Raw genomic sequence first — 19921 nt, 5'->3', positions numbered from 1 at the left:
GCGGGAACGGGGCCGGCACGGCATGTTGCGCGCAAAGATCGAGGAGGATCACGCCATGAATACCCTGACCCGCCGGACCCTGTCCGCCGCGCTGCTGGCCACGCCCTTTCTCGGTCGCGGCGCGGCCGCGCAATGGTCCCCTTCCCGGCCTCTCCGCCTGCTGGCGCCCTATCCGCCTGGCGGCGGCGTGGACACCACCTCCCGCCTCCTGGCCGTGCCGATGGGGGCCTTCCTGGGCCAGCCGGTGATTGTGGAGAACCGCGCGGGCGCCGGCGGCTCGATCGCGGCGGCGGAGCTGGCGCGCAGCGCGCCGGATGGCCAGACCATCATGATCGATGCGCTGGCGCATACCGTGAATCCGTCGCTGCTGCGCGGCCTGTCCTTCGACTACGCCACCGCCTTCACCCCGATCAGCCAGGTGGTGGTGCTGCCGCAATTGCTGGTGGTGAACCCGGCCGTGGTCCCGGCGCGGACCCTGCCGGAATTCGTCGAATGGGCGAAGGCGCGACAGGGCAACCTCTCCTACGGCTCCTCCGGCAATGCCACGGCGGCGCATCTGGCGGCGGCGCTGTTCCTGAACCGCGCGGGGCTGGAGATTCAGCACGTGCCCTATCGCGGCGGCACGCCCGCCTTGCAGGACCTGCTGGGCGGCGCCATCGCCTTCGTCTTCGGCACCGTCTCCTCCTCCCTGCAACTGGTGCGGGATGGACGGCTGCGGGCGCTGGCGGTCAGCACCGCAAGCCGCATCCCCAACCTGGCGGATGTGCCGACCGTCGCGGAGCAGGGCTTCGCCGGCTACGAATTGAACGAGTGGAACGGCCTCTACGCCCCCGCGGGCCTCGATGCCGCCGTGACGCAGCGGCTGTATGAGGCGGCGCGGCACGCGCTGGCGGATCAGACCATCCGCGCCCGGCTGGACACGCTGGGCGCGCTGCCGCTGGGCTCCAACCCCGCCGACTTCGCCCGCTACGTCGCCGAGCAGCGGGAGATCATGAGGAACCTGGTGCGCGACGCCAGGATCGAGGTGGGTTGACCATCCGCCCGCTTCGCCCGATCTGCCGCGCAACCGAAACAGGAGACGCCCCGATGCACACCACCCGCCGCGCCCTGCTGGCCGCCGCCCCGACCCTCGCCTTCGCCGGGGCCGCCCAGGCCCAGGCCGCCTGGCCGGCCCGGCCGATCCGGCTGATCGTGCCCTTTTCCGCCGGCGGCGCCGCGGATAGCGCGGCGCGCGTGATCACGCCGCATATGACGGAAAAGCTCGGCCAGAACTTCCTGGTGGAGAACCGCACCGGCGCCAGCGGCAGCCTGGGCGGGAATGAGGTCGCGCGGGCTACGGATGGCCATACCTTCCTGTGGGATGCCTCATCCCACCTCGTGAACCCGTCCCTGCTGCCGCGCCTGCCCTTCGACTACGCCACCGCCTTCACGCCGATCAGCCTGGTGGTGACCTTCCCCTCCGCGATCGCGGTGAAGAACGATTTTCCGGCCCGAAACCTGGCGGAATTCGTCGCGGCGGCGAAGGCGCGGCCGGGGGCGATCACCGTGGGCACGCAGGGCAATGCGACGGCGGGGCATCTGGGGCTGGTCGCCTTCGCCCGCCGGGCGGGGATCGAGGTGATCCACGTGCCCTATCGCGGCGGTGCCGCGGCGGCGCAGGACCTGGCGGGCGGCGCCATCGACGCGGTCTTCACCACGCTGGTCTCGGCCGGGCCGGTGGTGGATGGCGGCCGGGCGCGCTTCATCGCCGTTGGCACCGCGACGCGGGTGGAAAGCCGGCCGGATGTGCCGACCATCGCGGAAAGCGGTTATGAGGGCTTCGAGTCCAATGAATGGGCCGGGCTGTTCGGCCCCGCCGGCACGCCGCCCGCCGTGGTGCAGGCCCTGTCGGATGCGCTGGTCGATGCCGTCGCCGTGCCCAGCATCCGGCAGCGTCTGATCCAGATCGGTTGCGTGCCGCTGGCCACCCGCCCGGATGACTTCGCCCGCTTCGTGCGGGAGGGGCGCGAGACCATGGCGACCCTGGTGCGCGAGGCGAATATCCGCGCCGAGTGACCCCCGCCCCCAACCGCCACCTCGCCGGCATCCTGCTGATGTCGGTGGCGGTGCTCGGCTTTTCGCTGAACGATGTGCTGGGCAAATGGCTTGTCGCCACCTATGCGGTGGCACAGGTGCTGGTGCTGCGCAGCCTAGCGGCGCTGCTGATCCTGGCGCCGATGATCGCGCGGGAAGGTCCCGTGCGCCTGCTGCGCCCGCCCCGCCCCGGCCTGCAAATGCTGCGCGTGGCCTGCGGGACGCTGGAGGTCACGGCCTTCTACTGGGCCGTCTCCATGATGCCGCTGGCCGATACCATGGCCTTCTGGATGGCCACGCCGATCTTCGTGGCGCTGGCCTCCGCCTTGCTGTTGAAGGAGCGGCTGGAGCCGGCGCGGCTGGCGGCCGTGCTGCTGGGCTTTGTGGGCGTGGTCGTGGCGCTCGGCGCCGGGCTGGATCATGGCTGGCTGCCGACCCTCGTCGCGCTCGGGGGCATGATGCTCTATTCGGGCTATCTGCTGGCCACGCGCGAATTGCGCGGCACCTCCGCCACCGTGCTCGCCACCTACCAGATGGGCGCGGCGCTGGTCCTGGGGCTGGTGCTGGCCCCCTTCGGCTGGGTGCCGGTGGCCTGGGGTGATGCGCTGCTGCTGATGCTGCTGGGCGTGGTGGGGGTGGCGGCGCATCTGGCCGTCACACGATCGCTCGCCTTGGCCCCGGCACCGGTGGTGGTGCCCTGGCAATATGCCATGATCCTTTGGGCCATCCTGTTCGGCTGGATCTTCTTCGATGAGGTGCCGGAGCCGGGCATGCTGGTGGGCGTCGCCATCATCATCGCCGCCGGCTTCTGGCTGACGCGGCTGGAATTGCGGGGGTCGCGGCGCGGATGAGCGGGGATCGCTGGGCGCCGCGTGCGGTGCGGGACATCCCCGAGGGGACGGTGTTGTATGACGGCGTCTGCGTGATCTGCTCCGCCGCTTTCCGCTTCGTCGCGGCACGTGATCCGGGGGCCCGCTTCCGCTTCACCGCGGTGCAGGACCCGCTGGGCGGGCGGCTGGCGGCGCAACTCGGCATCAATCCCGAAAACCCCGCGAGCAATGCGGTGGTTCTGGATGGCGTCGCCCATATGAAGTCGGACGCCGCGCTTCAGGTGCTGTCGCGCCTGCCCCGCTGGGGCTGGGTGCGGCACCTGCGGCATGTGCCGAAAGCATGGCGCGACTGGGCCTATGACCGCATCGCGCGGAACCGCTACCGGCTGTTCGGGCGAACGGACACCTGCATGGTGCCAGGGCCGGAGCTGCGGCGGCATGTCGCGCGGGAGCCATGACCCCGCAGCGTGTGCTGGTGGTCGGCGGCACCGGCACTTTCGGCGCCCGGCTGGTGCGCGGCCTGGCGGAGACCACCACGCTCGGCATTGTCGTCGCCGGTCGTGATCTCGGCCGGGCCGAGACGCTCGCCAGCGCCCTACAGGCCAGGCATCCTGGGCGTGACATCTCCGCACTGGCCCTGGATGCGGCGCAGGTGACGGCGGAAGCCCTGGGGGCCACCGGCGCCTTCGCCCTGGTGGATGCGGCGGGTCCCTGGCAGGGCGCCGGCTATCACCTGCCCCGCGCCGCCCTTGCCGCCGGGATGCACGCCATCGACCTGTCCGATGCGCGCGACCATGTGGCAGGCTTCGCGGCGGCGCTGGATGCGGAAGCACGCCGCGCCGGTCGCTTCGCGCTGGCCGGCGCCAGTTCCACGCCCGCGCTGTCCAATGCCGTGCTGGACCATCTGCTGCGCGGCTGGCGGCGGGTCGATGGGGTGGAGGTCGCGATCTCCCCCGGCAACCGGGCACCGCGCGGGCACAGCGTGGTATGGGCCATCCTGTCCTATGCCGGGCGGCCCGTCCGGGTTTTTGGCGGCGGGCATTGGCGCGTTCAACCAGGCTGGGGAATGCTGCGGCGCCGGCCGCTGCCCGGGCTTGGCCGGCGGTGGCTGTCGCTCTGCGACACGCCGGACCTCGACATCCTGCCGGCCCGCTTCGCACCCCGCCGCGCGGCGATCTTCCGGGCGGGGTTGGAGCTAGCGCCGCTGCATCTCGGCCTGTGGCTCGCCAGTCTTGCGGGACGCGCCGGGCTGGATCTGGCGCGCTTCAGCGGCGCCTTCCGCGGGCTGGCCGCTGCCTTCGACCGCTTCGGAACCGATCGCGGCGGCATGCTGGTGGAAGCGCGCGGGCGGGATGCGGAGGGCCTGCCAACCCTGGCGCGCTGGATGCTGCTGGCCGAGGCGGGGGATGGGCCCATGATACCGACCCTGCCGGCACTCGCGGTGCTGCGTGCCTTGGCGGAGGGAAGGCTTGAGGGCCGTGCCGGCGCCTCCGCCTGCGTGGGCGTGGTGGATCTGGCGGCCATCGAGGCGGAGTTCGCGCCTTACCAGATCCGTTGCACGTCGGAGGTCAGCCGACCGTTGCCTCTTTTTGCCCGCGCCCTTGGCGCCGACGCCTTTGCGCGGCTGCCGGAACCGCTGCGCGAGCTGCACCACCCGGGCTGGTGGCAAGCCGCGTCCGGCATGGCGGAGGTGGATGGGCCTTCGAGCCGGCTGGCCGCCCTGGTCGCGCGCCTCATCGGCTTCCCGCCGGCAGGTCGCATGCCGGTGCGGGTCGAGATGGAAACGACGGACAAGGGTGAGCGTTGGACCCGCCATTTCGGCGAGCGCCGCTTCACCAGCCGGCTCTCCGCCAGCCGCCCGGGACATGTGACGGAGCGCTTCGGCCCCTTCGCCTTCGATCTCGCCTTGCCCTGCGACGCCAAGGGGATGCGGCTGGAGGTTCGGGGTTGGCGATGCCTCGGCATTCCCCTGCCCCGCCGCCTGGCGCCGCTGAGCGATGCCAAGGAGGCGGTGGATGGGGCGGGTCGCTTCACCTTCGACGTGGAGATCCGGCTACCGCTGGGCCTCGGCCGCGTCGTGCGCTATCGCGGCTGGCTGGTGCCCGAGCGCGCATGAAAAAGGGCGCCTCTCGGCGCCCTGTCTCGTATCCCTGGAGAGAGAGAGAGGCTTACGCCTCATCCGCCTCGCTCGGCACCGTCTCCGGCCGCGGGCCGCTGTCGAGGCCCTTGGCCGCGACGTCGCGCTCGATCAGCTCGATCACCGCCATGTCGGCCGCATCGCCGTAGCGGACGCCGGCCTTCAGCACGCGGGTATAGCCGCCTTCGCGGGTCTTGTAGCGATCCGCGATGGTCGAGAACAGCTTGTCCACCACCTTCGGGTCGCGGATCTGCGCATAGGCCTGGCGGCGCGCATGCAGGTCACCGCGCTTGCCGAGCGTGATGATGCGCTCGACATAGGGGCGCAGCTCCTTCGCCTTCGGCAGGGTGGTGGAGATCTGCTCGTGCTTCAGCAGGGCGGTCGCCATGCTGCGGAGCATCGCGAGCCGGTGGCTGGTGGTAACGCCGAGCTTACGGCCGGATACGCCGTGACGCATGGTCCTGTTTCCTTAGAGAACCCAAACCCCCGCCTCGGCGGGGGCCCGGTGTATATGTGCAGCGCAGTTTCACACTCATAGTCGGGGAGCGTGACTGCCCCTCCGCCTGCCCGAAGGCGCCCTCAGAAGGGCTCTTCGAGCTTCTTCGCCAGGTCCTCGATATTCTCCGGCGGCCAGCCCGGCACGGTGATGCCGAGGCCGAGGCCCATGGAGGCGAGGACTTCCTTGATCTCGTTCAGCGACTTGCGGCCGAAGTTCGGCGTGCGGAGCATTTCCTGCTCGGTCTTCTGAACCAGGTCGCCAATATAGACGATATTGTCGTTCTTCAGGCAGTTCGCCGAGCGGACCGAGAGCTCCAGCTCGTCGACCTTGCGCAGCAGGTTGCGGTTGAAGGGCAGATCGTCGCGGATCTCCTCCACCACACGCTGGCGCGGCTCCTCGAAGTTGATGAAGAGCTGCAGCTGCTCCTGCAGGATGCGCGCGGCAATGCCGACCGCATCCTCCGGCGTCACCGTGCCGTCGGTCTCGACGGTCAGGACCAGCTTGTCATAGTCGGTCTTCTGGCCGACGCGGGTCGGCTGCACCTGATAGGCCACGCGGCGCACCGGGGAGTAGATGGCATCGATCGGGATCAGGCCGATCGGCGCATCCTCGGGGCGGTTCTCGCTGGCAGGCACATAGCCCTTGCCGGTGTCGACCGTCAGCTCCATGGACAGCTTCGCGCCGTCATCGAGCGAGCAGATCACCAGGTCGGGATTCGAGATCTCGATATCGCCCGAGGTCTGGATCTGGCCGGCGGTCACTTCGCCGGGGCCCGTCGCCGTCAGCTGCAGGCGCTTCGGCCCATCGCCCTGCATGCGCACGGCAAGCTGCTTCACGTTCAGGACGATGTCCGTCACGTCTTCACGCACGCCCTGGAGGCTGCTGAATTCATGCAGCGCGCCGTCGATGCGAACCGCCGTCACCGCCGCGCCCTGCAAGGACGACAGCAGGATACGACGCAGCGCGTTGCCCAGCGTCATGCCGAAGCCGCGCTCCAGCGGCTCCGCGATCAGCGTCGCGAGCCGCGTCGGGTCGGCGCCGAGCTCGACGTCCTTCTTGGTCTCGATCAGCGAACGCCAGTTCTTCTCGATCACGGTCTATTCCCCTGCCTGCACCGATGCGCCAGCCACGTCCGATCAGACGCGGCGACGCTTCCGGGGGCGGCAGCCATTGTGCGGGATGGGCGTCACGTCGCGAATCGCGGTGACGTAAAAGCCGACAGCCTGCAAAGCGCGCAGCGCCGACTCACGGCCCGAACCCGGCCCGGAAACCTGGATTTCCAGGGTCTCCATGCCATGCTCGCGGGCCTTCTTGCCGGCGTCCTCGGCGGCGACCTGGGCGGCATAGGGCGTGCTCTTGCGGCTGCCCTTGAAGCCCTGGCTGCCGGCCGACGACCAGGCGATGGCATTGCCCTGCGCGTCGGTGATGGTCACCACGGTGTTGTTGAAGGAGGCGAGCACATGCGCCACGCCAGAGGAGATGTTCTTCCTCTCCTTCTTACGGGGGCGGGAGCCGGCGCCGGCGCGAGGTTCGCGAGCCATCTTACTTCGTCACCTTCTTCTTGCCAGCGATCGCCACGGCCTTGCCCTTGCGGGTGCGCGCATTGGTATGCGTGCGCTGGCCACGGACCGGCAGACCCTTGCGGTGACGAAGGCCGCGATAGCAGGCCATGTCCATCAGCCGCTTCTTGTTCATCGCCTCTTCACGACGCAGGTCGCCTTCGACGCGGTATTCCCGGTCGATCAGCTCGCGCACGCGGAGGATTTCATCGTCGGTCATCTGGTTCACACGGCGATCCTCAGGGATGCCGAGCTGCTCGCAGATCACCTTCGCGTTCTGCGGACCGATGCCATAGATGTAGCGGAGCGAGATGAGCACCCGCTTGTTGGTTGGGATGTTCACGCCGGCGATGCGCGCCACGGTGCCTCTCTCCTCATCGGGCCTGGGGCCCGCATCAAACAGACGGGCTTGCGGCCCGCATACATAAAGAACCAGGCCCAGCAGGGGCTCCGCGGAAGCGGAACACTACCAGCGGGACTCGCTGGAAAACCCCAATCAGGCATGCAACGGCGAAGAGCGGCCGGAGGAACCCCCGGACCGCAGGGGCCGGGTGCTACACCGACCCCTGAGGGGGAGTCAAGTCACGCGGCCGGAGGACCGAGGATCTCGGCCAATTGGCGCGTCACCTCGTTCATCTCGGCCATCCCATCCACCTGCCGCAGCTTCCCCTGTGCCGCGTAATGCGGCAGCAACGGCGCTGTCTGGCGGTGATAGGCCTCCAGACGCGCCGCGACCGTCTCGGCCCGGTCATCGGCACGCCTGACGAATTCGGTGCTGCCACAGACGTCACAGACGCCGGCAACAGCCGTCGGCTTGAAGCGGTCGTGGTAGCCCTCGCCGCATTTCGCGCAGGTGAAACGGCCGGCGATTCGATCCACCAGTGCCGAGTCGTCCACCTTCAGCTCAATGACCTGGTCGAGCGGCATGCCCGTCTCGGCCAGCATCTGGTCCAGCGCCTGAGCCTGCGGCACGGTGCGCGGGAAGCCATCCAGGATGAAGCCCTTCTGCACATCCGGCGCCCGCACGCGCCCGGCCAGCATGCCGATCAGGATGCTGTCGGGCACCAGCTCGCCCCGCTCCATGATCGCCTTAGCCTCCAGGCCGATGGCTGAGCCGGACTTCACCTCGGCGCGCAGCATGTCGCCCGTGGCGACCTGCACGACGCCGTAGCGCTCTTCGAGCCTCTTTGCCTGTGTGCCTTTGCCGGCGCCCGGGGGACCCAGCAGGATCAACCTCATCGACCACGTCCCCCTGGCTGCGTGCCACGACCGCCGAGCCGCGCCTTCTTGATCAGCCCCTCATATTGATGGGCGAACAAATGTGACTGCACCTGGGCCACCGTGTCCATGGTGACGGAGACGATGATCAGCAGCGAGGTCCCGCCAAAATAGAAGGGAACGCCGTAATTGGAGATCAGCAGCTCCGGCAGGATGCAGACGATGGATAGGTAGATGGCGCCCACGGCGGTCAGCCGGGTCAGCACCCGGTCGAAATACTGCGCGGTCGGCAGGCCGGGCCGGATGCCCGGCACGAAGCCGCCATACTTGCGCAGATTGTCCGCCGTCTCCTGCGGGTTGAACACCACCGCGGTATAGAAGAAGGCGAAGAAAATGATCAGCGCCAGGTACAGCGCCATGTAAAGCGGCTGCCCATGCGCCAACAGATTGGAGATGTCGGTCACCCAGGAGGATTCGGTCTGGTCCGACCGAAATGCGGCGAAGGTGGCCGGCAGCAAAAGCAGCGAGGACGCGAAGATCGGCGGCATGACGCCGGCGGTGTTCAGCTTCAGCGGCAGATGCGTATTCTCGCCGCCGAACATCCGGTTGCCCACCTGGCGCTTCGGATACTGCACCGGGATGCGCCGCTGGGCGCGCTCGATGAAGACCACGAAGGCGATCACCAGTAGCGCGATGGCCAGGAAGGCCATGATGAAGAAGGGCGAGAGCGCGCCCGTCCGGCCCAGCTCCAACGTGCTGGCCAGGGCGGAGGGCAGGTTCGCCACGATACCGGCGAAAATGATCAGGCTGATGCCGTTGCCAATGCCGCGCGCGGTGATCTGCTCACCCAGCCACATCAGGAACATGGTGCCGCCGACCAGCGTGATGACGCAGGAGACGCGGAAGAACCAACCCGGATCATGCACCGCCGACCCGAAGCTGCCGCGCAGGCTCTCGAGCCCCACGGCAATGCCGTAGGCCTGGAAGATCGCGATGAACAGGCACAGGTACCGGGTGTACTGGTTGAGCTTCTTCCGCCCCGACTCGCCTTCCTTCTTCAGGGCTTCCCATGAGGGAATGGCGGCCGTCATCAACTGCACGATGATGCTGGCGGAAATATACGGCATGATGTTGAGCGCGAAGATCGTCATGCGCCCCAGCGACCCGCCGGTGAACATGTCGAACATGCCCAGGATGCCGCCGCCCATCTGCTGGAGCAGCTCCGCCATCACGCCGGCATCAACGCCAGGCACGGGCACGTAGGAGCCGATCCGGTAGACGATCAAAGCGCCCAGGGTGAACCACAGCCGGTTCTTCAACTCGGTGGCCTTGGCCAGCACCCCGAGGTTCAGATTGGCCGCAAGCTGTTCGGCGGCGGACGCCATATGCGATCCCTCCTCGCGAAAGCGGCGCCCCCAAGCCACGCCAAAAAAGGCAGGCCCGGGACGCCGCGTCGCAGCTATCCTAAAGTGCCGCCCAGCACCCGCGGGTGCAAGGGCGACAACAGCTCGGTCGCCTCAGGCCTCGACCTCGGCTTCTGCCGCCGGGGTCACCAGCAACGTCAGCGAGCCGCCAGCGGCCTGGATCGCGGCCGCGGCCGCAGCGGAGGCACCGGAGACGGTCAGCGTGACCGCGCGGGTGATCTCGCCGGTGGCCAGCAGGCGCACGCCGGAATACTTCGGCGAGCTCCGCACTACGCCAGCCGCTTGCAGCATCGCCTCGTCAATCGCGCCTTCGGCCGGCAGCCGGCCATCGGCAATCGCCTTGTCCAGCGCGCCGAGGTTCAGCGGCGCATAGACCTTGCGGAAGATATTGACGAAGCCACGCTTCGGCAGACGCCGATAGATCGGGAGCTGACCGCCCTCGAACCCATTCAGCGACACGCCGGTGCGGGCCTTCTGACCCTTGACGCCGCGGCCAGAGGTCTTGCCCTTGCCGGAGCCGATGCCACGGCCGATGCGCTTGAACTTCGGCCGTGCGCCGTCGTTGTCGCGGATTTCGTTGAGCTTCATGTTATTCCCCGTCCACCTTCACCAGGTGGGCGACCTTGCGGATCATGCCGCGCACCGAAGGGGTATCCTCCAGTTCGCTGCTCCGGCGGATCTTGTTCAGGCCCAGCCCGATCAGCGTCTCGCGCTGACCCGGCTTGCGGCCGATCGGCGACCCTGTCTGGGTCACCTTCACGGTCTTCTTGTCAGACATTGGCAGCCTCCGGCGCCGCGCCCTCGGCCACGGCGTCCTTGCGCGGACCCAGCAGGTCCGAGACCTTCTTGCCGCGGCGCGCCGCAACCGCCCGCGGGCTGGTGCAACGGCCGAGCGCGGCGAAGGTCGCCTTCACCATGTTATGCGGGTTCGTCGTGCCGGTGCACTTGGCGACGACATCGCCCATGCCCAGCGTCTCGAACACCGCGCGCATCGGGCCGCCGGCGATGATGCCGGTACCGGCCGGTGCGGCGCGCAGGATGACCCGGCCGGCGCCATATTCGCCGATCTGGTCATGATGCAGGGTCCGACCCTCGCGCATCGGCACGCGGATCATCGTGCGCTTCGCACGTTCCGTCGCCTTGCGGATGGCCTCCGGCACCTCACGCGCCTTGCCGGCGCCCCAGCCAACGCGACCCTTCTGGTCGCCAACCACGACCAGCGCGGCGAAGCTGAAGCGACGACCGCCCTTCACCACCTTGGCCACGCGGTTGATGGTGACCAGCTTGTCCTTCAGGTCGTCGCCGTCCTGGCGCTCCTGCCGATTCTCGTTGCGGTCGCGACCGCGGCCCCGACGGCGATCGCCGCCCTCACCGCCACCGCCGCCCTCGCCGCTCCTGGGTTCCCGTGCCATTCCCGAACTCCTCAGAAGGACAGGCCGCCCTCGCGGGCAGCCTCCGCGAGCGCCTTGACGCGGCCGTGGTAGAGATACGGCCCACGATCGAACACCACCGCCGACACGCCGGCGGCCAGGGCGCGTTCCGCCACCAGCTTGCCAACGGCCACGGCCGCATCCTTGTCGGCACCGGTCTTCAGCTCATCGCGCATCGCCTTCTCGAGCGAGGAGGCGGAGGCCAATGTACGGCCCGCCTTGTCGTCGATGATCTGCGCATAGATGTGCCGGCCCGAGCGGAAGATGGACAGCCGAACGCGGCCACCCGACTTCATCTTGAGCTGGTAGCGCAGCCGCGAACGGCGGCGCTCCGTGAGTGCGAGCTTCCTGTCGGCCATTACTTCTTCTTACCCTCCTTCCGGAGGATCACCTCGTTGTCGTAGCGCACGCCCTTGCCCTTATAGGGCTCCGGGCCGCGATACGCGCGGATCTCAGAGGCCACCTGGCCAACCTGGCGCTTGTCAGCGCCTTCCACCTTGATGGAGGTCGGCTTCTCGCAGGTGATCTTGATGCCCGCCGGGATCGGATAGCGGATATCGTGGCTGTAGCCGAGGTTGAGCACCAGCTCCTTCCCCTGCACGGCCGCGCGATAACCGGTGCCGGTGATTTCCATGTTCCGGGCGAAGCCGGTGGAAACGCCCGTCACCATGCTCTGGATCAGGCTGCGCGTGGTGCCCCACATGGTGCGGGCCTTGCGGTCCCCACCACGCGGCGCCACCGCGACCTGGCCGCCGTCGATGGTGACATCGACTTCCTCGGTCAGGTCGAGCGACAGCTCGCCATTCTTGCCCTTGGCCACGATCTTACGGCCCTGCAGCGCCACCTGGACGCCCGCCGGAACCGGGACCGGATATTTGCCGACGCGAGACATGTCTATCCTCCCGTCAGAATACGCGGCAAAGGACTTCGCCGCCAACATTGGCAGCGCGAGCCTCATTGTCGCTCATCACGCCCTTCGGCGTGGACAGGATCGAAATACCGAGGCCGGAGTAGAACTTCGGCAGCTCCGCGATCTTGGAATAGACGCGGCGGCCCGGCTTGGACACGCGTGCGATTTCCTTGATGGCGGGCTCGCCTTCGGAATATTTCAGCTCGATGCTGATGACCTTGATGCCGGGGCGGAGCTGTTCCGTGGCGAAGGCGCGGATGTAACCCTCGCGCTTCAGCACATCGAGAACATTCTCCCGCAGCTTGGAGGCCGGCGCGACACAACGGCTCTGCCGTGCGCGCTGCGCGTTACGAATACGGGTGAGCATGTCACCCAACGGATCGGACAGCGACATACGCGGCCCTCCTTACCAGCTGGCCTTAACCAGCCCCGGAATCTGGCCATTATTGGCGAGATCACGAAGCTGGTTACGGCTGAGCTTGAACTTGCGGTAGTTGCCGCGGGGACGACCGGTGAGCTCGCAGCGCAGACGGACGCGGATCTTGGCGCCGTTGCGCGGCAACTGCGCCAGCTTCAGCGTCGCCTCGAACCGCTCTTCCACGGGCAGCTCGCGATCCATCACCACCGCCTTGAGGGCGGCGCGCTTGGGCGCGTGCAGCTTGGAGAGCCGCTCACGACGCTTGTTCTTCATGACAGACGAGGTCTTGGCCATACCGTCTCTAATCCTCCGGAACCTGCCTGACGAATGTCAGGCGGTTTTCCAAATCAGTTTGCGAAAGGAAGGTCGAACGCCTTGAGGAGCGCCTTGGCTTCCTTGTCGGTCTTCGCGGTGGTCACGAACTGGATGTCCATGCCGCGCACCGTGTCGACCTTGTCGTAGTTGATCTCAGGGAACACGATCTGCTCCTTGAGGCCCATGGCGTAGTTACCACGGCCGTCGAAGCCGCGGTTGCCGGGGATACCACGAAAGTCGCGCACGCGCGGCAGGGCAATCGTCACCAGGCGGTCAAGAAACTCGTACATCCGCGCCTTGCGCAGCGTGACCTTGCAGCCGATCGCCTGGCCTTCACGGATCTTGAAGCCGGCAATGGCCTTGCGGGCCCGGGTCTTCACCGGCTTCTGGCCGGCGATCGCCATCAGGTCCGCCACGGCGGCATCGAGCTTCTTCTGGTCGCCGGCGGCTTCGCCAACGCCCATGTTGATCACGATCTTCTCGAGCTTCGGCACCTGCATCGGGTTCTTGTAGCCGAACTCGTCGGAGAGACGCTTGCGCACCACCTCCTCATACAGCTTCCGGAGCCGCGCCTGCCCTTCCGGCGCCGCCTGGGCAGCACCAGCCTTGGCAACCGCCGCCGGAGAGGCCGGGGCCACGCGCTGCTCGCCACCCTTGGCGGCGGGCGCAGCGTTGCTCTTCTTCGGGGGCGTCGACTTCGCCGGCGCCTTGGCGCCCTTCTTGGTCCCGCTCATCGGTCAATCACCTCGCCGGAGGGGCGGGCAACACGAACCTTGTTGCCGTCCTCGAGCACCTTGAACCCCACCCGCGTCGCCTTGCCGGACACCGGATCAAGCAGCGCCAGGTTGGACAGGTCGATCGGACCTTCCTTCTCGACGATGCCACCCGGCTTGCCCATGCCCTGCGGCTTGGTATGGCGCTTCACCATGTTCACGCCCTGCACGAAGGCGCGGTTTTCCTCGGGAACGACGCGAATGACATCGCCCCGCTTGCCCTTGTCGCGACCGGCCAGAACCTCGACCTTGTCGCCCTTCTTGATCTTCGCGGCCATGGCCTTACAGGACCTCCGGCGCCAGCGAGATGATCTTCATGAACTTCTTCCCGCGCAGCTCGCGCACAACGGGTCCGAAGATACGGGTTCCGACCGGCTCGCCCTGCTTGTTGATCAGGACCGCGGCATTGCCGTCGAAGCGGATCGCGGTGCCGTCGATGCGCCGCACGGGATAGGCCGTGCGGACGATGACGGCGCGATGCACCTCACCCTTCTTCACCTTGGCGCGGGGAATCGCTTCCTTGACGGAAACGACGATGATGTCACCGACGGAGGCCGTGCGGCGCTTCGACCCGCCCAGCACCTTGATGCACTGGACGCGGCGCGCACCGGAGTTGTCGGCGACGTCGAGATTGGATTCAACCTGGATCATGTCCTGTCCGCCTCAGCTGGCCGAAGCAGGCGCATCGGCGGAAGGCTTCGCAGCGACGACCGGGGCCGTGAAGCCCTCCGGACGCTCAACCGCATCGCCATTCCGCGCGACTACCAGCCACGACTTGTTCTTGCTGATCGGGCGGCATTCCTCGATCGACACCAGGTCGCCTTCCTTGCAGACGTTCGCCGCGTCATGCGCTGCGTACTTCTTGGAACGACGAATGAACTTCTTGTAGAGCGGATGCATCACGCGACGCTCGACCAAGACGGTGATCGTCTTGTCGGTCTTGTCGCTGACCACCCGGCCCGTGAGGACGCGCCTCGGCATCGCCCGAACCCCTTAAGCTTGCTTCGCCGAAGCGCGGGCGCGCTCGGCCATGATGGTCTTCGCCCGCGCGATGTCGCGCCGCACCTGCTTGATGCGGCCCGTCGCCTCGAGCTGACCGGTGGCCCGCTGGAAGCGCAGATTGAACTGCTCCTTCCGCATGTTCACCAGCATCTCCTGCAGCTCATCCGGGGTCTTGGCCCGGACGTCCGCGATCTTGGTCTCTGCCATCTCAGGCCTCCGCCGTGGCGCCGAGGCGCGTCACGATCTTAGTCTTGATCGGCAGCTTCGCCGCCCCGAGTTCGAGCGCCTCGCGGGCGATCTCACCAGAGACACCGTCCAGCTCGAACATGATGCGGCCCGGCTTCACCCGTGCCACCCAGTATTCCGGCGCGCCCTTGCCGGAGCCCATTCGGACTTCGGCCGGCTTGGTCGAGACGGGCACATCCGGGAAAATCCGGATCCACACCCGCCCCTGGCGCTTCATGGCGCGCGTGATGGCGCGCCGCGCCGCCTCGATCTGCCGCGCCGTCACCCGCTCGGGCTCCAGCGCCTTCAGACCGAAACCGCCGAAGGTCAGGGTAAAGCCGCCACGGGCGATACCCTTGATACGGCCCTTATGGGCCTTGCGAAACGTCGTGCGCTTAGGCTGCAGCATGATCAGTTACCTTCAGCGCTGCGGGGCTTGTTCCGCGGCGCGCTTGTCCTGCGCCATCGGATCATGGGCCATGACTTCGCCCTTGAAGATCCAAACCTTGACACCGCAGGTGCCATAGGTGGTCTTCGCGGTCGCGACACCGAAATCGATATCCGCGCGCAGCGTGTGCAGCGGCACCCGCCCTTCGCGATACCACTCCATCCGCGCGATCTCCGCCCCGCCGAGACGGCCGGAGCAGTTGATGCGGATGCCGCCGGCGCCGAGGCGCATGGCGGACTGGACGGCGCGCTTCATCGCACGGCGGAACGCCACGCGGCGCTCCAGCTGCTGCGCAATGCTCTCGGCCACCAGCGTGCTGTCGATTTCCGGCTTGCGAATTTCAACGATGTTCAGCGAGACCTCGGCCCCGGCCATCTTCGCCAGGTCCTTGCGCAGGTTCTCGATATCCGCGCCCTTCTTGCCGATCACCACGCCCGGCCGGGCGGCATGAATCGTCACGCGGGGCTTCTTCGCCGGACGCTCGATCACCACGCGGGACACGCCGGCGCCCTTCAGGCGCTCACGCAGCGTCTTCCGCAGCTTCAGGTCCTCATGCAGCATCCGCGCATAGTCACGCTCCGCAAACCAGCGGCTGTCCCAGGTGCGGTTGATGCCGAGCCGGAGCCCGATCGGATTGACTTTGTGACCCATGTTACGCGGCCTCCTGCTGTGCCGCCGGCGCCGGAACAGTTTGCTCCGCCACAACGATCTTCAGATGGCTGAACCACTTCTCGATCTGCGAGGAGCGGCCACGGCCACGCGCATGGAAACGCTTCATCACCACGGCGCGCCCAACCTCGGCCTTGGTGACGACCAGGCGGTCGACATCCAGGCTGTGGTTGTTCTCGGCGTTGGCGATCGCGCTTTCGAGTGTCTTCTTCACCGTCTGTGCAATGCGGCGCTTGGAGAAGGTCAGCGTCGCAACGGCATCCTGTGCCGTGCGGCCGCGGATCAACCCCGCCACCAGGTTCAGCTTGCGCGGGCTGACACGAATGTTCTTCGTGATCGCCTGCGCTTCGGTTTCTTCGAGCCCGCGCTCGTGCTTCGGCTTGCTCATGTTAGCCCCGCTTCGCCTTCTTGTCGGACGAATGCCCGGTGAAGGTGCGCGTCGGCGAGAACTCGCCGAACTTGTGGCCCACCATGTTCTCGTTCACCTGCACCGGGATGAACTTCTTCCCGTTGTAGACGCCGAACACCAAACCCACGAACTGCGGCAAGATCGTGCTGCGGCGCGACCAGATCTTGATGACCTCGTTGCGACCCGAAGCGCGGGATGCCTCTGCCTTGTTGAGCAGGTAGCCGTCGACGAACGGCCCCTTCCAGACGCTGCGCGACATTGCCGTCAGCCCTTCGTCGCGTTGCGGCGCCGGACAATGAGCCGGTCCGTACGCTTGTTGTTACGGGTCTTGGCACCCTTGGTGGGCTTGCCCCACGGGGTAACCGGATGACGACCACCAGAGGTGCGGCCTTCGCCACCACCATGCGGGTGATCGACGGGGTTCATGACCACGCCGCGCTGATGCGGACGGAAGCCCATCCAGCGCATGCGGCCGGCCTTGCCGATCTGCTGGTTGCTGTTGTCCGGGTTGGACACGGCGCCGATAGCGGCCATGCACTCGGCCCGCACCAGGCGAACCTCACCCGACATCAGCTTCACCTGCGCATAGCCGGCATCCTTGCCGACCAGCTGGCAGAAGGTGCCCGCCGAACGCGCGATCTTGGCGCCCGCACCCGGCTTCATCTCCAGGCAATGGATGATGGTGCCGACCGGGATATTCGCCAGCGGCATCGCATTGCCGGGCTTGATGTCGACCTTCTCGCCCGACACCACGCTGTCGCCCGCCTTCAGGCGCTGCGGCGCGATGATATAGGCCAGCTCGCCATCCGCATACTTCAGCAGCGCGATCCAGGCGGAGCGGTTCGGGTCGTATTCCAGGCGCTCGACAACCGCGGCCACGTCATACTTGCGGCGCTTGAAGTCGACAATGCGGTAGGACTGCTTGTGTCCGCCGCCCCGGAACCGAACCGTGGTACGACCATGGTTGTTGCGGCCGCCCGAGTGCGACTTGCCCTCGGTCAGCCCCTTGACCGGCTTGCCCTTCCACAGGTCGGAACGGTCCACGAGGACCGTGCCGCGCAGCGACGGGGTAACCGGGTTAAAGTTCTTCAATGCCATGGCGTCACGCAAGCCCCGTCGTGAGGTCGATGGTCTGGCCGGCCTGCAGCTTGACCACCGCCTTCTTCCAATCGGACCGCTGGCCCTTACGACCGCGGAACCGCTTGGCCTTGCCCTTCATCACGAGCGTATTCACCGCCTCGACATTGACGCTGAACAGCTTCTCGACCGCTTGCCGGATCTCCGGCTTCGTCGCGTCCAGCGTGACCTTGAAGGTCACCTGGCTGCTCTCGTTCAGCCGCGTCGCCTTCTCCGTCACAACCGGCGCCAGGATCACCTGGTACAGGCGCTCGGCGGACAGGACCTTGCCGCGCGGCTTGGTTGCCGTCTCGCTCATGCCTCGGACTCCTTCTCGCCGCGGTTCAGCCGCTGGGCCAGAGCCTCGAGCCCTGCCCGCGTCACCGCGAGCACGTCGTGGTTCAGGATGTCATAGACATTCGCGCCGATGGTCGGCAGCACGTCGATCTTCGGGATGTTGCGGGTGACGCGGGCGAAGCCCTCATCCACCGTCGCATCGACGACCAATGCGCTGTCCCAGCCCAGCTTCTTCAGCTGCGCCACCATGGCGGAGGTCTTGGCCTCATCGCCGGCGGTGGCCGTGTCCAGCACGATCAGCTTGCCGGCCGCCACCTTGGCGGAGAGCGCGCAGATCAGGCCAAGACGGCGGACCTTCTTGTTCAGATTGTAGCCGTGGTCGCGCACCACCGGGCCGTGCACGATGCCGCCCTTGCGGTACTGCGGTGCCCGCAGAGAGCCCTGGCGCGCATTGCCGGTGCCCTTCTGCCGATAAGGCTTCTTGGTGGTGCCGGAGACCTCGCCCATCCCCTTGACCTTGTGGGTCCCGGCGCGACGCTTGGCCAACTGCCAATGAACCACACGCGCCATGATGTCAGCCCGCGGAGCGGCGCCAAACAGCGCCTCCGGCAGGTCGACCTGGCCGACGGAGTCATTGTTGAGATTGATGACAGGAAGCTGGATGGCCATGATCTTTACCCTTCCGCCCCAGCTTCGGCGGCCAGACCGGCCGGATAAGGCGCATCGGCATGGCGCGCACGCTTCACAGCGTCCCGCACCAGCACGTAGCTGCCCTTCGAGCCAGGAACGGCGCCCTTCACCAGCAGCAGGCCGCGCTCGGCGTCATGACCAGCGATGACCAGGTTCTGCGTGGTCACGCGCTCGACGCCCATATGGCCGGCCATCTTCTTGTTCTTGAAGGTCTTGCCCGGATCCTGACGGTTGCCGGTCGAACCATGCGAACGGTGGCTGACCGAAACGCCGTGCGACGCTTCGAGACCCGCGAAGTTCCAGCGCTTCATCGCACCGGCGAAGCCCTTGCCCTGGGTCGTGCCCGTGACATCGATCTTCTGGCCGGCCACGAAATGGCCGATGCCGAGCTTGGTGCCGGGCGCGAGCGTCGCGTCCTCGGCCACGCGGAACTCCACGGTCTTGCGCGGAGCTTCGACGCCAGCCTTGGCGAAGTGGCCCTTCTGCGGGTTCGTCACGTTCTTCGGCTTCGCCACGCCGATCCCGACCTGGACGGCCACGTAGCCGTCCTTCTCGAGCGTGCGCTGCGCGATAACGCGAACGTTGTCGACGTGCAGAACGGTGACAGGGACGGTGGAACCGTCCTCATTGAAAAGCCGGGTCATCCCCAGCTTCCGGGCGATCAGCCCGGAACGGCCCGTAACCTGACGGCCTGTGATGGACATTATGTCGGTCCTCTATCCGTCGATCAAATCTTGATCTCGACGTCCACACCGGAGGCCAGGTCGAGCTTCATCAGCGCGTCCACGGTCTGCGGGGTGGGATCGACGATATCAAGCAGTCGACGGTGCGTGCGGATCTCAAACTGCTCGCGCGACTTCTTATCGACGTGCGGCGAACGGTTGACGGTGAAACGCTCGATCTGCGTCGGCAGCGGGATGGGCCCGCGCACCCGCGCACCCGTCCGCTTGGCCGTGTTGACGATTTCCCGCGTGCTGCCATCGAGCACGCGGTGATCGAACGCCTTGAGGCGAATGCGGATGTTCTGGCTGTCCATGGCGCTTTGGCCCGTACCCTTCCGTCGTCGCTTACTTGACGATCTTGGCGACGACGCCGGCGCCGACGGTGCGGCCGCCTTCGCGGATCGCGAAGCGCAGGCCCTCATCCATCGCGATCGGCGCGATCAGCTCGACTTCCATCGTCACATTGTCGCCCGGCATCACCATCTCAACGCCTTCCGGCAGCTTCACGATGCCCGTCACGTCCGTCGTCCGGAAGTAGAACTGCGGCCGGTAGTTCGTGAAGAACGGCGTGTGGCGGCCGCCCTCTTCCTTCGTCAGGATGTACGCCTCGGCCGAGAAGCCGGTATGCGGCGTGATCGAACCCGGCGCCGCCAGAACCTGGCCACGCTCCACATCCTCACGCTTGATGCCGCGCAACAGCGCGCCGATGTTGTCGCCCGCCTGCCCAGAGTCCAGCAGCTTCCGGAACATCTCGACA

Annotated in this window: 33 protein-coding genes; 5 read left to right on the top strand and 28 right to left on the bottom strand. The window is 67.2% G+C overall.

Going from position 1 to position 19921, the window contains the following annotated elements:
- Positions 1 to 55 precede the first annotated feature (55 nt).
- The 5 genes from ACVFYP_RS27310 to ACVFYP_RS27290 are packed head-to-tail and all read left to right on the top strand — an operon-like array spanning position 56 to position 5019.
- Positions 56 to 1033 carry a Bug family tripartite tricarboxylate transporter substrate binding protein gene (locus ACVFYP_RS27310; protein ID WP_499203330.1) on the top strand — a complete coding sequence of 326 codons (978 nt, stop codon included), beginning with the start codon at positions 56 to 58 and terminating at the stop codon, positions 1031 to 1033.
- Between the two features lie 53 nt (positions 1034 to 1086).
- Entirely contained in the window at positions 1087 to 2055 is a 969-nt protein-coding gene (locus tag ACVFYP_RS27305; protein WP_499203329.1) for a Bug family tripartite tricarboxylate transporter substrate binding protein, read from the top strand.
- Positions 2052 to 2924 carry a DMT family transporter gene (locus ACVFYP_RS27300; RefSeq protein ID WP_499203328.1) on the top strand — a complete coding sequence of 291 codons (873 nt, stop codon included), beginning with the start codon at positions 2052 to 2054 and terminating at the stop codon, positions 2922 to 2924. The genes ACVFYP_RS27305 and ACVFYP_RS27300 overlap by 4 nt, the downstream gene beginning before the upstream one ends.
- Positions 2921 to 3361, top strand: a complete 441-nt coding sequence (locus tag ACVFYP_RS27295; protein WP_499203327.1) for a thiol-disulfide oxidoreductase DCC family protein — start codon at positions 2921 to 2923, stop codon at positions 3359 to 3361. Before ACVFYP_RS27300 ends, ACVFYP_RS27295 begins: the two co-directional genes overlap by 4 nt.
- Complete coding sequence (locus tag ACVFYP_RS27290) at positions 3358 to 5019, top strand: saccharopine dehydrogenase family protein (protein ID WP_499203326.1); 1662 nt, start codon at positions 3358 to 3360, stop codon at positions 5017 to 5019. Before ACVFYP_RS27295 ends, ACVFYP_RS27290 begins: the two co-directional genes overlap by 4 nt.
- Before the next feature lie 52 nt (positions 5020 to 5071).
- On the opposite strand, the gene rplQ is transcribed toward ACVFYP_RS27290, so the two are convergent.
- The 28 genes from rplQ to ACVFYP_RS27150 all read right to left on the bottom strand — a co-directional run.
- A complete protein-coding gene (rplQ, locus tag ACVFYP_RS27285) occupies positions 5072 to 5497 on the bottom strand; it encodes a 50S ribosomal protein L17 (protein WP_216872774.1) in 426 nt (141 codons plus the stop codon).
- Positions 5498 to 5619: 122 nt separating this feature from the next.
- The gene (locus ACVFYP_RS27280) at positions 5620 to 6633 is read right to left on the bottom strand and encodes a DNA-directed RNA polymerase subunit alpha (protein WP_216872775.1); all 1014 of its coding nucleotides are present in this window, start codon (positions 6631 to 6633) and stop codon (positions 5620 to 5622) included.
- A 42-nt stretch (positions 6634 to 6675) separates the two neighbouring features.
- A complete protein-coding gene (gene rpsK, locus ACVFYP_RS27275) occupies positions 6676 to 7080 on the bottom strand; it encodes a 30S ribosomal protein S11 (RefSeq protein WP_439598514.1) in 405 nt (134 codons plus the stop codon).
- A gap of 1 nt (position 7081) precedes the next feature.
- Entirely contained in the window at positions 7082 to 7459 is a 378-nt protein-coding gene (gene rpsM / locus ACVFYP_RS27270) for a 30S ribosomal protein S13 (RefSeq protein WP_168034741.1), read from the bottom strand.
- 221 nt (positions 7460 to 7680) lie between these two features.
- A complete protein-coding gene (locus tag ACVFYP_RS27265) occupies positions 7681 to 8337 on the bottom strand; it encodes an adenylate kinase (protein ID WP_499203325.1) in 657 nt (218 codons plus the stop codon).
- Positions 8334 to 9701: a preprotein translocase subunit SecY gene (secY, locus tag ACVFYP_RS27260; RefSeq protein WP_499203324.1), complete on the bottom strand. Its 1368-nt coding sequence runs from the start codon at positions 9699 to 9701 to the stop codon at positions 8334 to 8336. The genes ACVFYP_RS27265 and secY overlap by 4 nt, the downstream gene beginning before the upstream one ends.
- Before the next feature lie 132 nt (positions 9702 to 9833).
- On the bottom strand, positions 9834 to 10328 hold the full coding sequence (rplO, locus tag ACVFYP_RS27255; protein ID WP_499203323.1) for a 50S ribosomal protein L15: 495 nt from the start codon (positions 10326 to 10328) through the stop codon (positions 9834 to 9836).
- 1 nt (position 10329) lies between these two features.
- A complete protein-coding gene (gene rpmD / locus ACVFYP_RS27250) occupies positions 10330 to 10518 on the bottom strand; it encodes a 50S ribosomal protein L30 (RefSeq protein WP_499203322.1) in 189 nt (62 codons plus the stop codon).
- Entirely contained in the window at positions 10511 to 11152 is a 642-nt protein-coding gene (gene rpsE, locus ACVFYP_RS27245) for a 30S ribosomal protein S5 (protein ID WP_499203321.1), read from the bottom strand. Before rpsE ends, rpmD begins: the two co-directional genes overlap by 8 nt.
- 11 nt (positions 11153 to 11163) lie before the next feature.
- A complete protein-coding gene (gene rplR, locus ACVFYP_RS27240; RefSeq protein WP_499203320.1) occupies positions 11164 to 11529 on the bottom strand; it encodes a 50S ribosomal protein L18 in 366 nt (121 codons plus the stop codon).
- Entirely contained in the window at positions 11529 to 12062 is a 534-nt protein-coding gene (gene rplF, locus ACVFYP_RS27235) for a 50S ribosomal protein L6 (protein ID WP_499203343.1), read from the bottom strand. The genes rplR and rplF overlap by 1 nt, the downstream gene beginning before the upstream one ends.
- A 13-nt stretch (positions 12063 to 12075) precedes the next feature.
- On the bottom strand, positions 12076 to 12474 hold the full coding sequence (rpsH, locus tag ACVFYP_RS27230) for a 30S ribosomal protein S8 (RefSeq protein WP_216837914.1): 399 nt from the start codon (positions 12472 to 12474) through the stop codon (positions 12076 to 12078).
- A 12-nt stretch (positions 12475 to 12486) separates the two neighbouring features.
- Positions 12487 to 12792 carry a 30S ribosomal protein S14 gene (rpsN, locus tag ACVFYP_RS27225; protein WP_216872784.1) on the bottom strand — a complete coding sequence of 102 codons (306 nt, stop codon included), beginning with the start codon at positions 12790 to 12792 and terminating at the stop codon, positions 12487 to 12489.
- A 53-nt stretch (positions 12793 to 12845) separates the two neighbouring features.
- Positions 12846 to 13451, bottom strand: a complete 606-nt coding sequence (gene rplE, locus ACVFYP_RS27220) for a 50S ribosomal protein L5 (RefSeq protein ID WP_499203342.1) — start codon at positions 13449 to 13451, stop codon at positions 12846 to 12848.
- A 92-nt stretch (positions 13452 to 13543) separates the two neighbouring features.
- Complete coding sequence (gene rplX, locus ACVFYP_RS27215) at positions 13544 to 13864, bottom strand: 50S ribosomal protein L24 (protein WP_499203319.1); 321 nt, start codon at positions 13862 to 13864, stop codon at positions 13544 to 13546.
- A 4-nt stretch (positions 13865 to 13868) separates the two neighbouring features.
- Positions 13869 to 14237 carry a 50S ribosomal protein L14 gene (gene rplN / locus ACVFYP_RS27210; protein WP_499203318.1) on the bottom strand — a complete coding sequence of 123 codons (369 nt, stop codon included), beginning with the start codon at positions 14235 to 14237 and terminating at the stop codon, positions 13869 to 13871.
- 12 nt (positions 14238 to 14249) lie between these two features.
- A complete protein-coding gene (gene rpsQ, locus ACVFYP_RS27205) occupies positions 14250 to 14567 on the bottom strand; it encodes a 30S ribosomal protein S17 (RefSeq protein WP_499203317.1) in 318 nt (105 codons plus the stop codon).
- Between the two features lie 12 nt (positions 14568 to 14579).
- Positions 14580 to 14795 (bottom strand): 50S ribosomal protein L29, encoded by a 216-nt coding sequence (gene rpmC, locus ACVFYP_RS27200; protein WP_499203316.1) that lies wholly within the window; start codon positions 14793 to 14795, stop codon positions 14580 to 14582.
- 1 nt (position 14796) lies between these two features.
- Entirely contained in the window at positions 14797 to 15222 is a 426-nt protein-coding gene (gene rplP / locus ACVFYP_RS27195; RefSeq protein WP_216837909.1) for a 50S ribosomal protein L16, read from the bottom strand.
- 12 nt (positions 15223 to 15234) lie between these two features.
- Positions 15235 to 15912: a 30S ribosomal protein S3 gene (rpsC, locus tag ACVFYP_RS27190; RefSeq protein WP_216873728.1), complete on the bottom strand. Its 678-nt coding sequence runs from the start codon at positions 15910 to 15912 to the stop codon at positions 15235 to 15237.
- A 1-nt stretch (position 15913) separates the two neighbouring features.
- The gene (gene rplV, locus ACVFYP_RS27185) at positions 15914 to 16318 is read right to left on the bottom strand and encodes a 50S ribosomal protein L22 (RefSeq protein ID WP_216872789.1); all 405 of its coding nucleotides are present in this window, start codon (positions 16316 to 16318) and stop codon (positions 15914 to 15916) included.
- Between the two features lies 1 nt (position 16319).
- On the bottom strand, positions 16320 to 16598 hold the full coding sequence (gene rpsS / locus ACVFYP_RS27180) for a 30S ribosomal protein S19 (RefSeq protein WP_216872790.1): 279 nt from the start codon (positions 16596 to 16598) through the stop codon (positions 16320 to 16322).
- A gap of 5 nt (positions 16599 to 16603) precedes the next feature.
- Complete coding sequence (gene rplB / locus ACVFYP_RS27175) at positions 16604 to 17437, bottom strand: 50S ribosomal protein L2 (RefSeq protein ID WP_499203315.1); 834 nt, start codon at positions 17435 to 17437, stop codon at positions 16604 to 16606.
- A 4-nt stretch (positions 17438 to 17441) separates the two neighbouring features.
- On the bottom strand, positions 17442 to 17738 hold the full coding sequence (locus ACVFYP_RS27170) for a 50S ribosomal protein L23 (RefSeq protein ID WP_439598537.1): 297 nt from the start codon (positions 17736 to 17738) through the stop codon (positions 17442 to 17444).
- A 32-nt stretch (positions 17739 to 17770) separates the two neighbouring features.
- Positions 17771 to 18415, bottom strand: a complete 645-nt coding sequence (gene rplD, locus ACVFYP_RS27165; protein WP_499203341.1) for a 50S ribosomal protein L4 — start codon at positions 18413 to 18415, stop codon at positions 17771 to 17773.
- 11 nt (positions 18416 to 18426) lie between these two features.
- The gene (rplC, locus tag ACVFYP_RS27160; protein ID WP_216872793.1) at positions 18427 to 19146 is read right to left on the bottom strand and encodes a 50S ribosomal protein L3; all 720 of its coding nucleotides are present in this window, start codon (positions 19144 to 19146) and stop codon (positions 18427 to 18429) included.
- Between the two features lie 23 nt (positions 19147 to 19169).
- Positions 19170 to 19478, bottom strand: a complete 309-nt coding sequence (gene rpsJ / locus ACVFYP_RS27155) for a 30S ribosomal protein S10 (protein WP_027285682.1) — start codon at positions 19476 to 19478, stop codon at positions 19170 to 19172.
- A gap of 31 nt (positions 19479 to 19509) precedes the next feature.
- Positions 19510 to 19921, bottom strand: a 412-nt coding sequence (locus tag ACVFYP_RS27150; RefSeq protein ID WP_499203314.1) for an EF-Tu C-terminal domain-related protein, incomplete at its 5' end; no start/stop codon positions are given.

The organism is Roseomonas sp. F4 (genome assembly GCF_053891155.1).
Note: the sequence above shows the minus strand (reverse complement) of the source record. Positions and strands in the feature narration are given on the sequence as shown.

Excerpts from the sequence above, each read along its gene's own strand:
- ACVFYP_RS27310 (WP_499203330.1), top strand. The coding sequence starts at position 56 with ATGAATACCCTGACCCGCCGGACCCTGTCCGCCGCGCTGCTGGCCACG.
- ACVFYP_RS27305 (WP_499203329.1), top strand. The coding sequence starts at position 1,087 with ATGCACACCACCCGCCGCGCCCTGCTGGCCGCCGCCCCGACCCTCGCC.
- ACVFYP_RS27295 (WP_499203327.1), top strand. The coding sequence starts at position 2,921 with ATGAGCGGGGATCGCTGGGCGCCGCGTGCGGTGCGGGACATCCCCGAG.
- ACVFYP_RS27290 (WP_499203326.1), top strand. The coding sequence starts at position 3,358 with ATGACCCCGCAGCGTGTGCTGGTGGTCGGCGGCACCGGCACTTTCGGC.
- rplQ (WP_216872774.1), bottom strand. The coding sequence starts at position 5,497 with ATGCGTCACGGCGTATCCGGCCGTAAGCTCGGCGTTACCACCAGCCAC.
- rpsK (WP_439598514.1), bottom strand. The coding sequence starts at position 7,080 with ATGGCTCGCGAACCTCGCGCCGGCGCCGGCTCCCGCCCCCGTAAGAAG.
- ACVFYP_RS27265 (WP_499203325.1), bottom strand. The coding sequence starts at position 8,337 with ATGAGGTTGATCCTGCTGGGTCCCCCGGGCGCCGGCAAAGGCACACAG.
- secY (WP_499203324.1), bottom strand. The coding sequence starts at position 9,701 with ATGGCGTCCGCCGCCGAACAGCTTGCGGCCAATCTGAACCTCGGGGTG.
- rplO (WP_499203323.1), bottom strand. The coding sequence starts at position 10,328 with ATGAAGCTCAACGAAATCCGCGACAACGACGGCGCACGGCCGAAGTTC.
- rpmD (WP_499203322.1), bottom strand. The coding sequence starts at position 10,518 with ATGTCTGACAAGAAGACCGTGAAGGTGACCCAGACAGGGTCGCCGATC.
- rpsE (WP_499203321.1), bottom strand. The coding sequence starts at position 11,152 with ATGGCACGGGAACCCAGGAGCGGCGAGGGCGGCGGTGGCGGTGAGGGC.
- rplR (WP_499203320.1), bottom strand. The coding sequence starts at position 11,529 with ATGGCCGACAGGAAGCTCGCACTCACGGAGCGCCGCCGTTCGCGGCTG.
- rplF (WP_499203343.1), bottom strand. The coding sequence starts at position 12,062 with ATGTCTCGCGTCGGCAAATATCCGGTCCCGGTTCCGGCGGGCGTCCAG.
- rpsH (WP_216837914.1), bottom strand. The coding sequence starts at position 12,474 with ATGTCGCTGTCCGATCCGTTGGGTGACATGCTCACCCGTATTCGTAAC.
- rpsN (WP_216872784.1), bottom strand. The coding sequence starts at position 12,792 with ATGGCCAAGACCTCGTCTGTCATGAAGAACAAGCGTCGTGAGCGGCTC.
- rplX (WP_499203319.1), bottom strand. The coding sequence starts at position 13,864 with ATGGCCGCGAAGATCAAGAAGGGCGACAAGGTCGAGGTTCTGGCCGGT.
- rplN (WP_499203318.1), bottom strand. The coding sequence starts at position 14,237 with ATGATCCAGGTTGAATCCAATCTCGACGTCGCCGACAACTCCGGTGCG.
- rpsQ (WP_499203317.1), bottom strand. The coding sequence starts at position 14,567 with ATGCCGAGGCGCGTCCTCACGGGCCGGGTGGTCAGCGACAAGACCGAC.
- rpmC (WP_499203316.1), bottom strand. The coding sequence starts at position 14,795 with ATGGCAGAGACCAAGATCGCGGACGTCCGGGCCAAGACCCCGGATGAG.
- rplP (WP_216837909.1), bottom strand. The coding sequence starts at position 15,222 with ATGCTGCAGCCTAAGCGCACGACGTTTCGCAAGGCCCATAAGGGCCGT.
- rpsC (WP_216873728.1), bottom strand. The coding sequence starts at position 15,912 with ATGGGTCACAAAGTCAATCCGATCGGGCTCCGGCTCGGCATCAACCGC.
- rplV (WP_216872789.1), bottom strand. The coding sequence starts at position 16,318 with ATGAGCAAGCCGAAGCACGAGCGCGGGCTCGAAGAAACCGAAGCGCAG.
- rpsS (WP_216872790.1), bottom strand. The coding sequence starts at position 16,598 with ATGTCGCGCAGCGTCTGGAAGGGGCCGTTCGTCGACGGCTACCTGCTC.
- rplB (WP_499203315.1), bottom strand. The coding sequence starts at position 17,437 with ATGGCATTGAAGAACTTTAACCCGGTTACCCCGTCGCTGCGCGGCACG.
- rplC (WP_216872793.1), bottom strand. The coding sequence starts at position 19,146 with ATGTCCATCACAGGCCGTCAGGTTACGGGCCGTTCCGGGCTGATCGCC.
- rpsJ (WP_027285682.1), bottom strand. The coding sequence starts at position 19,478 with ATGGACAGCCAGAACATCCGCATTCGCCTCAAGGCGTTCGATCACCGC.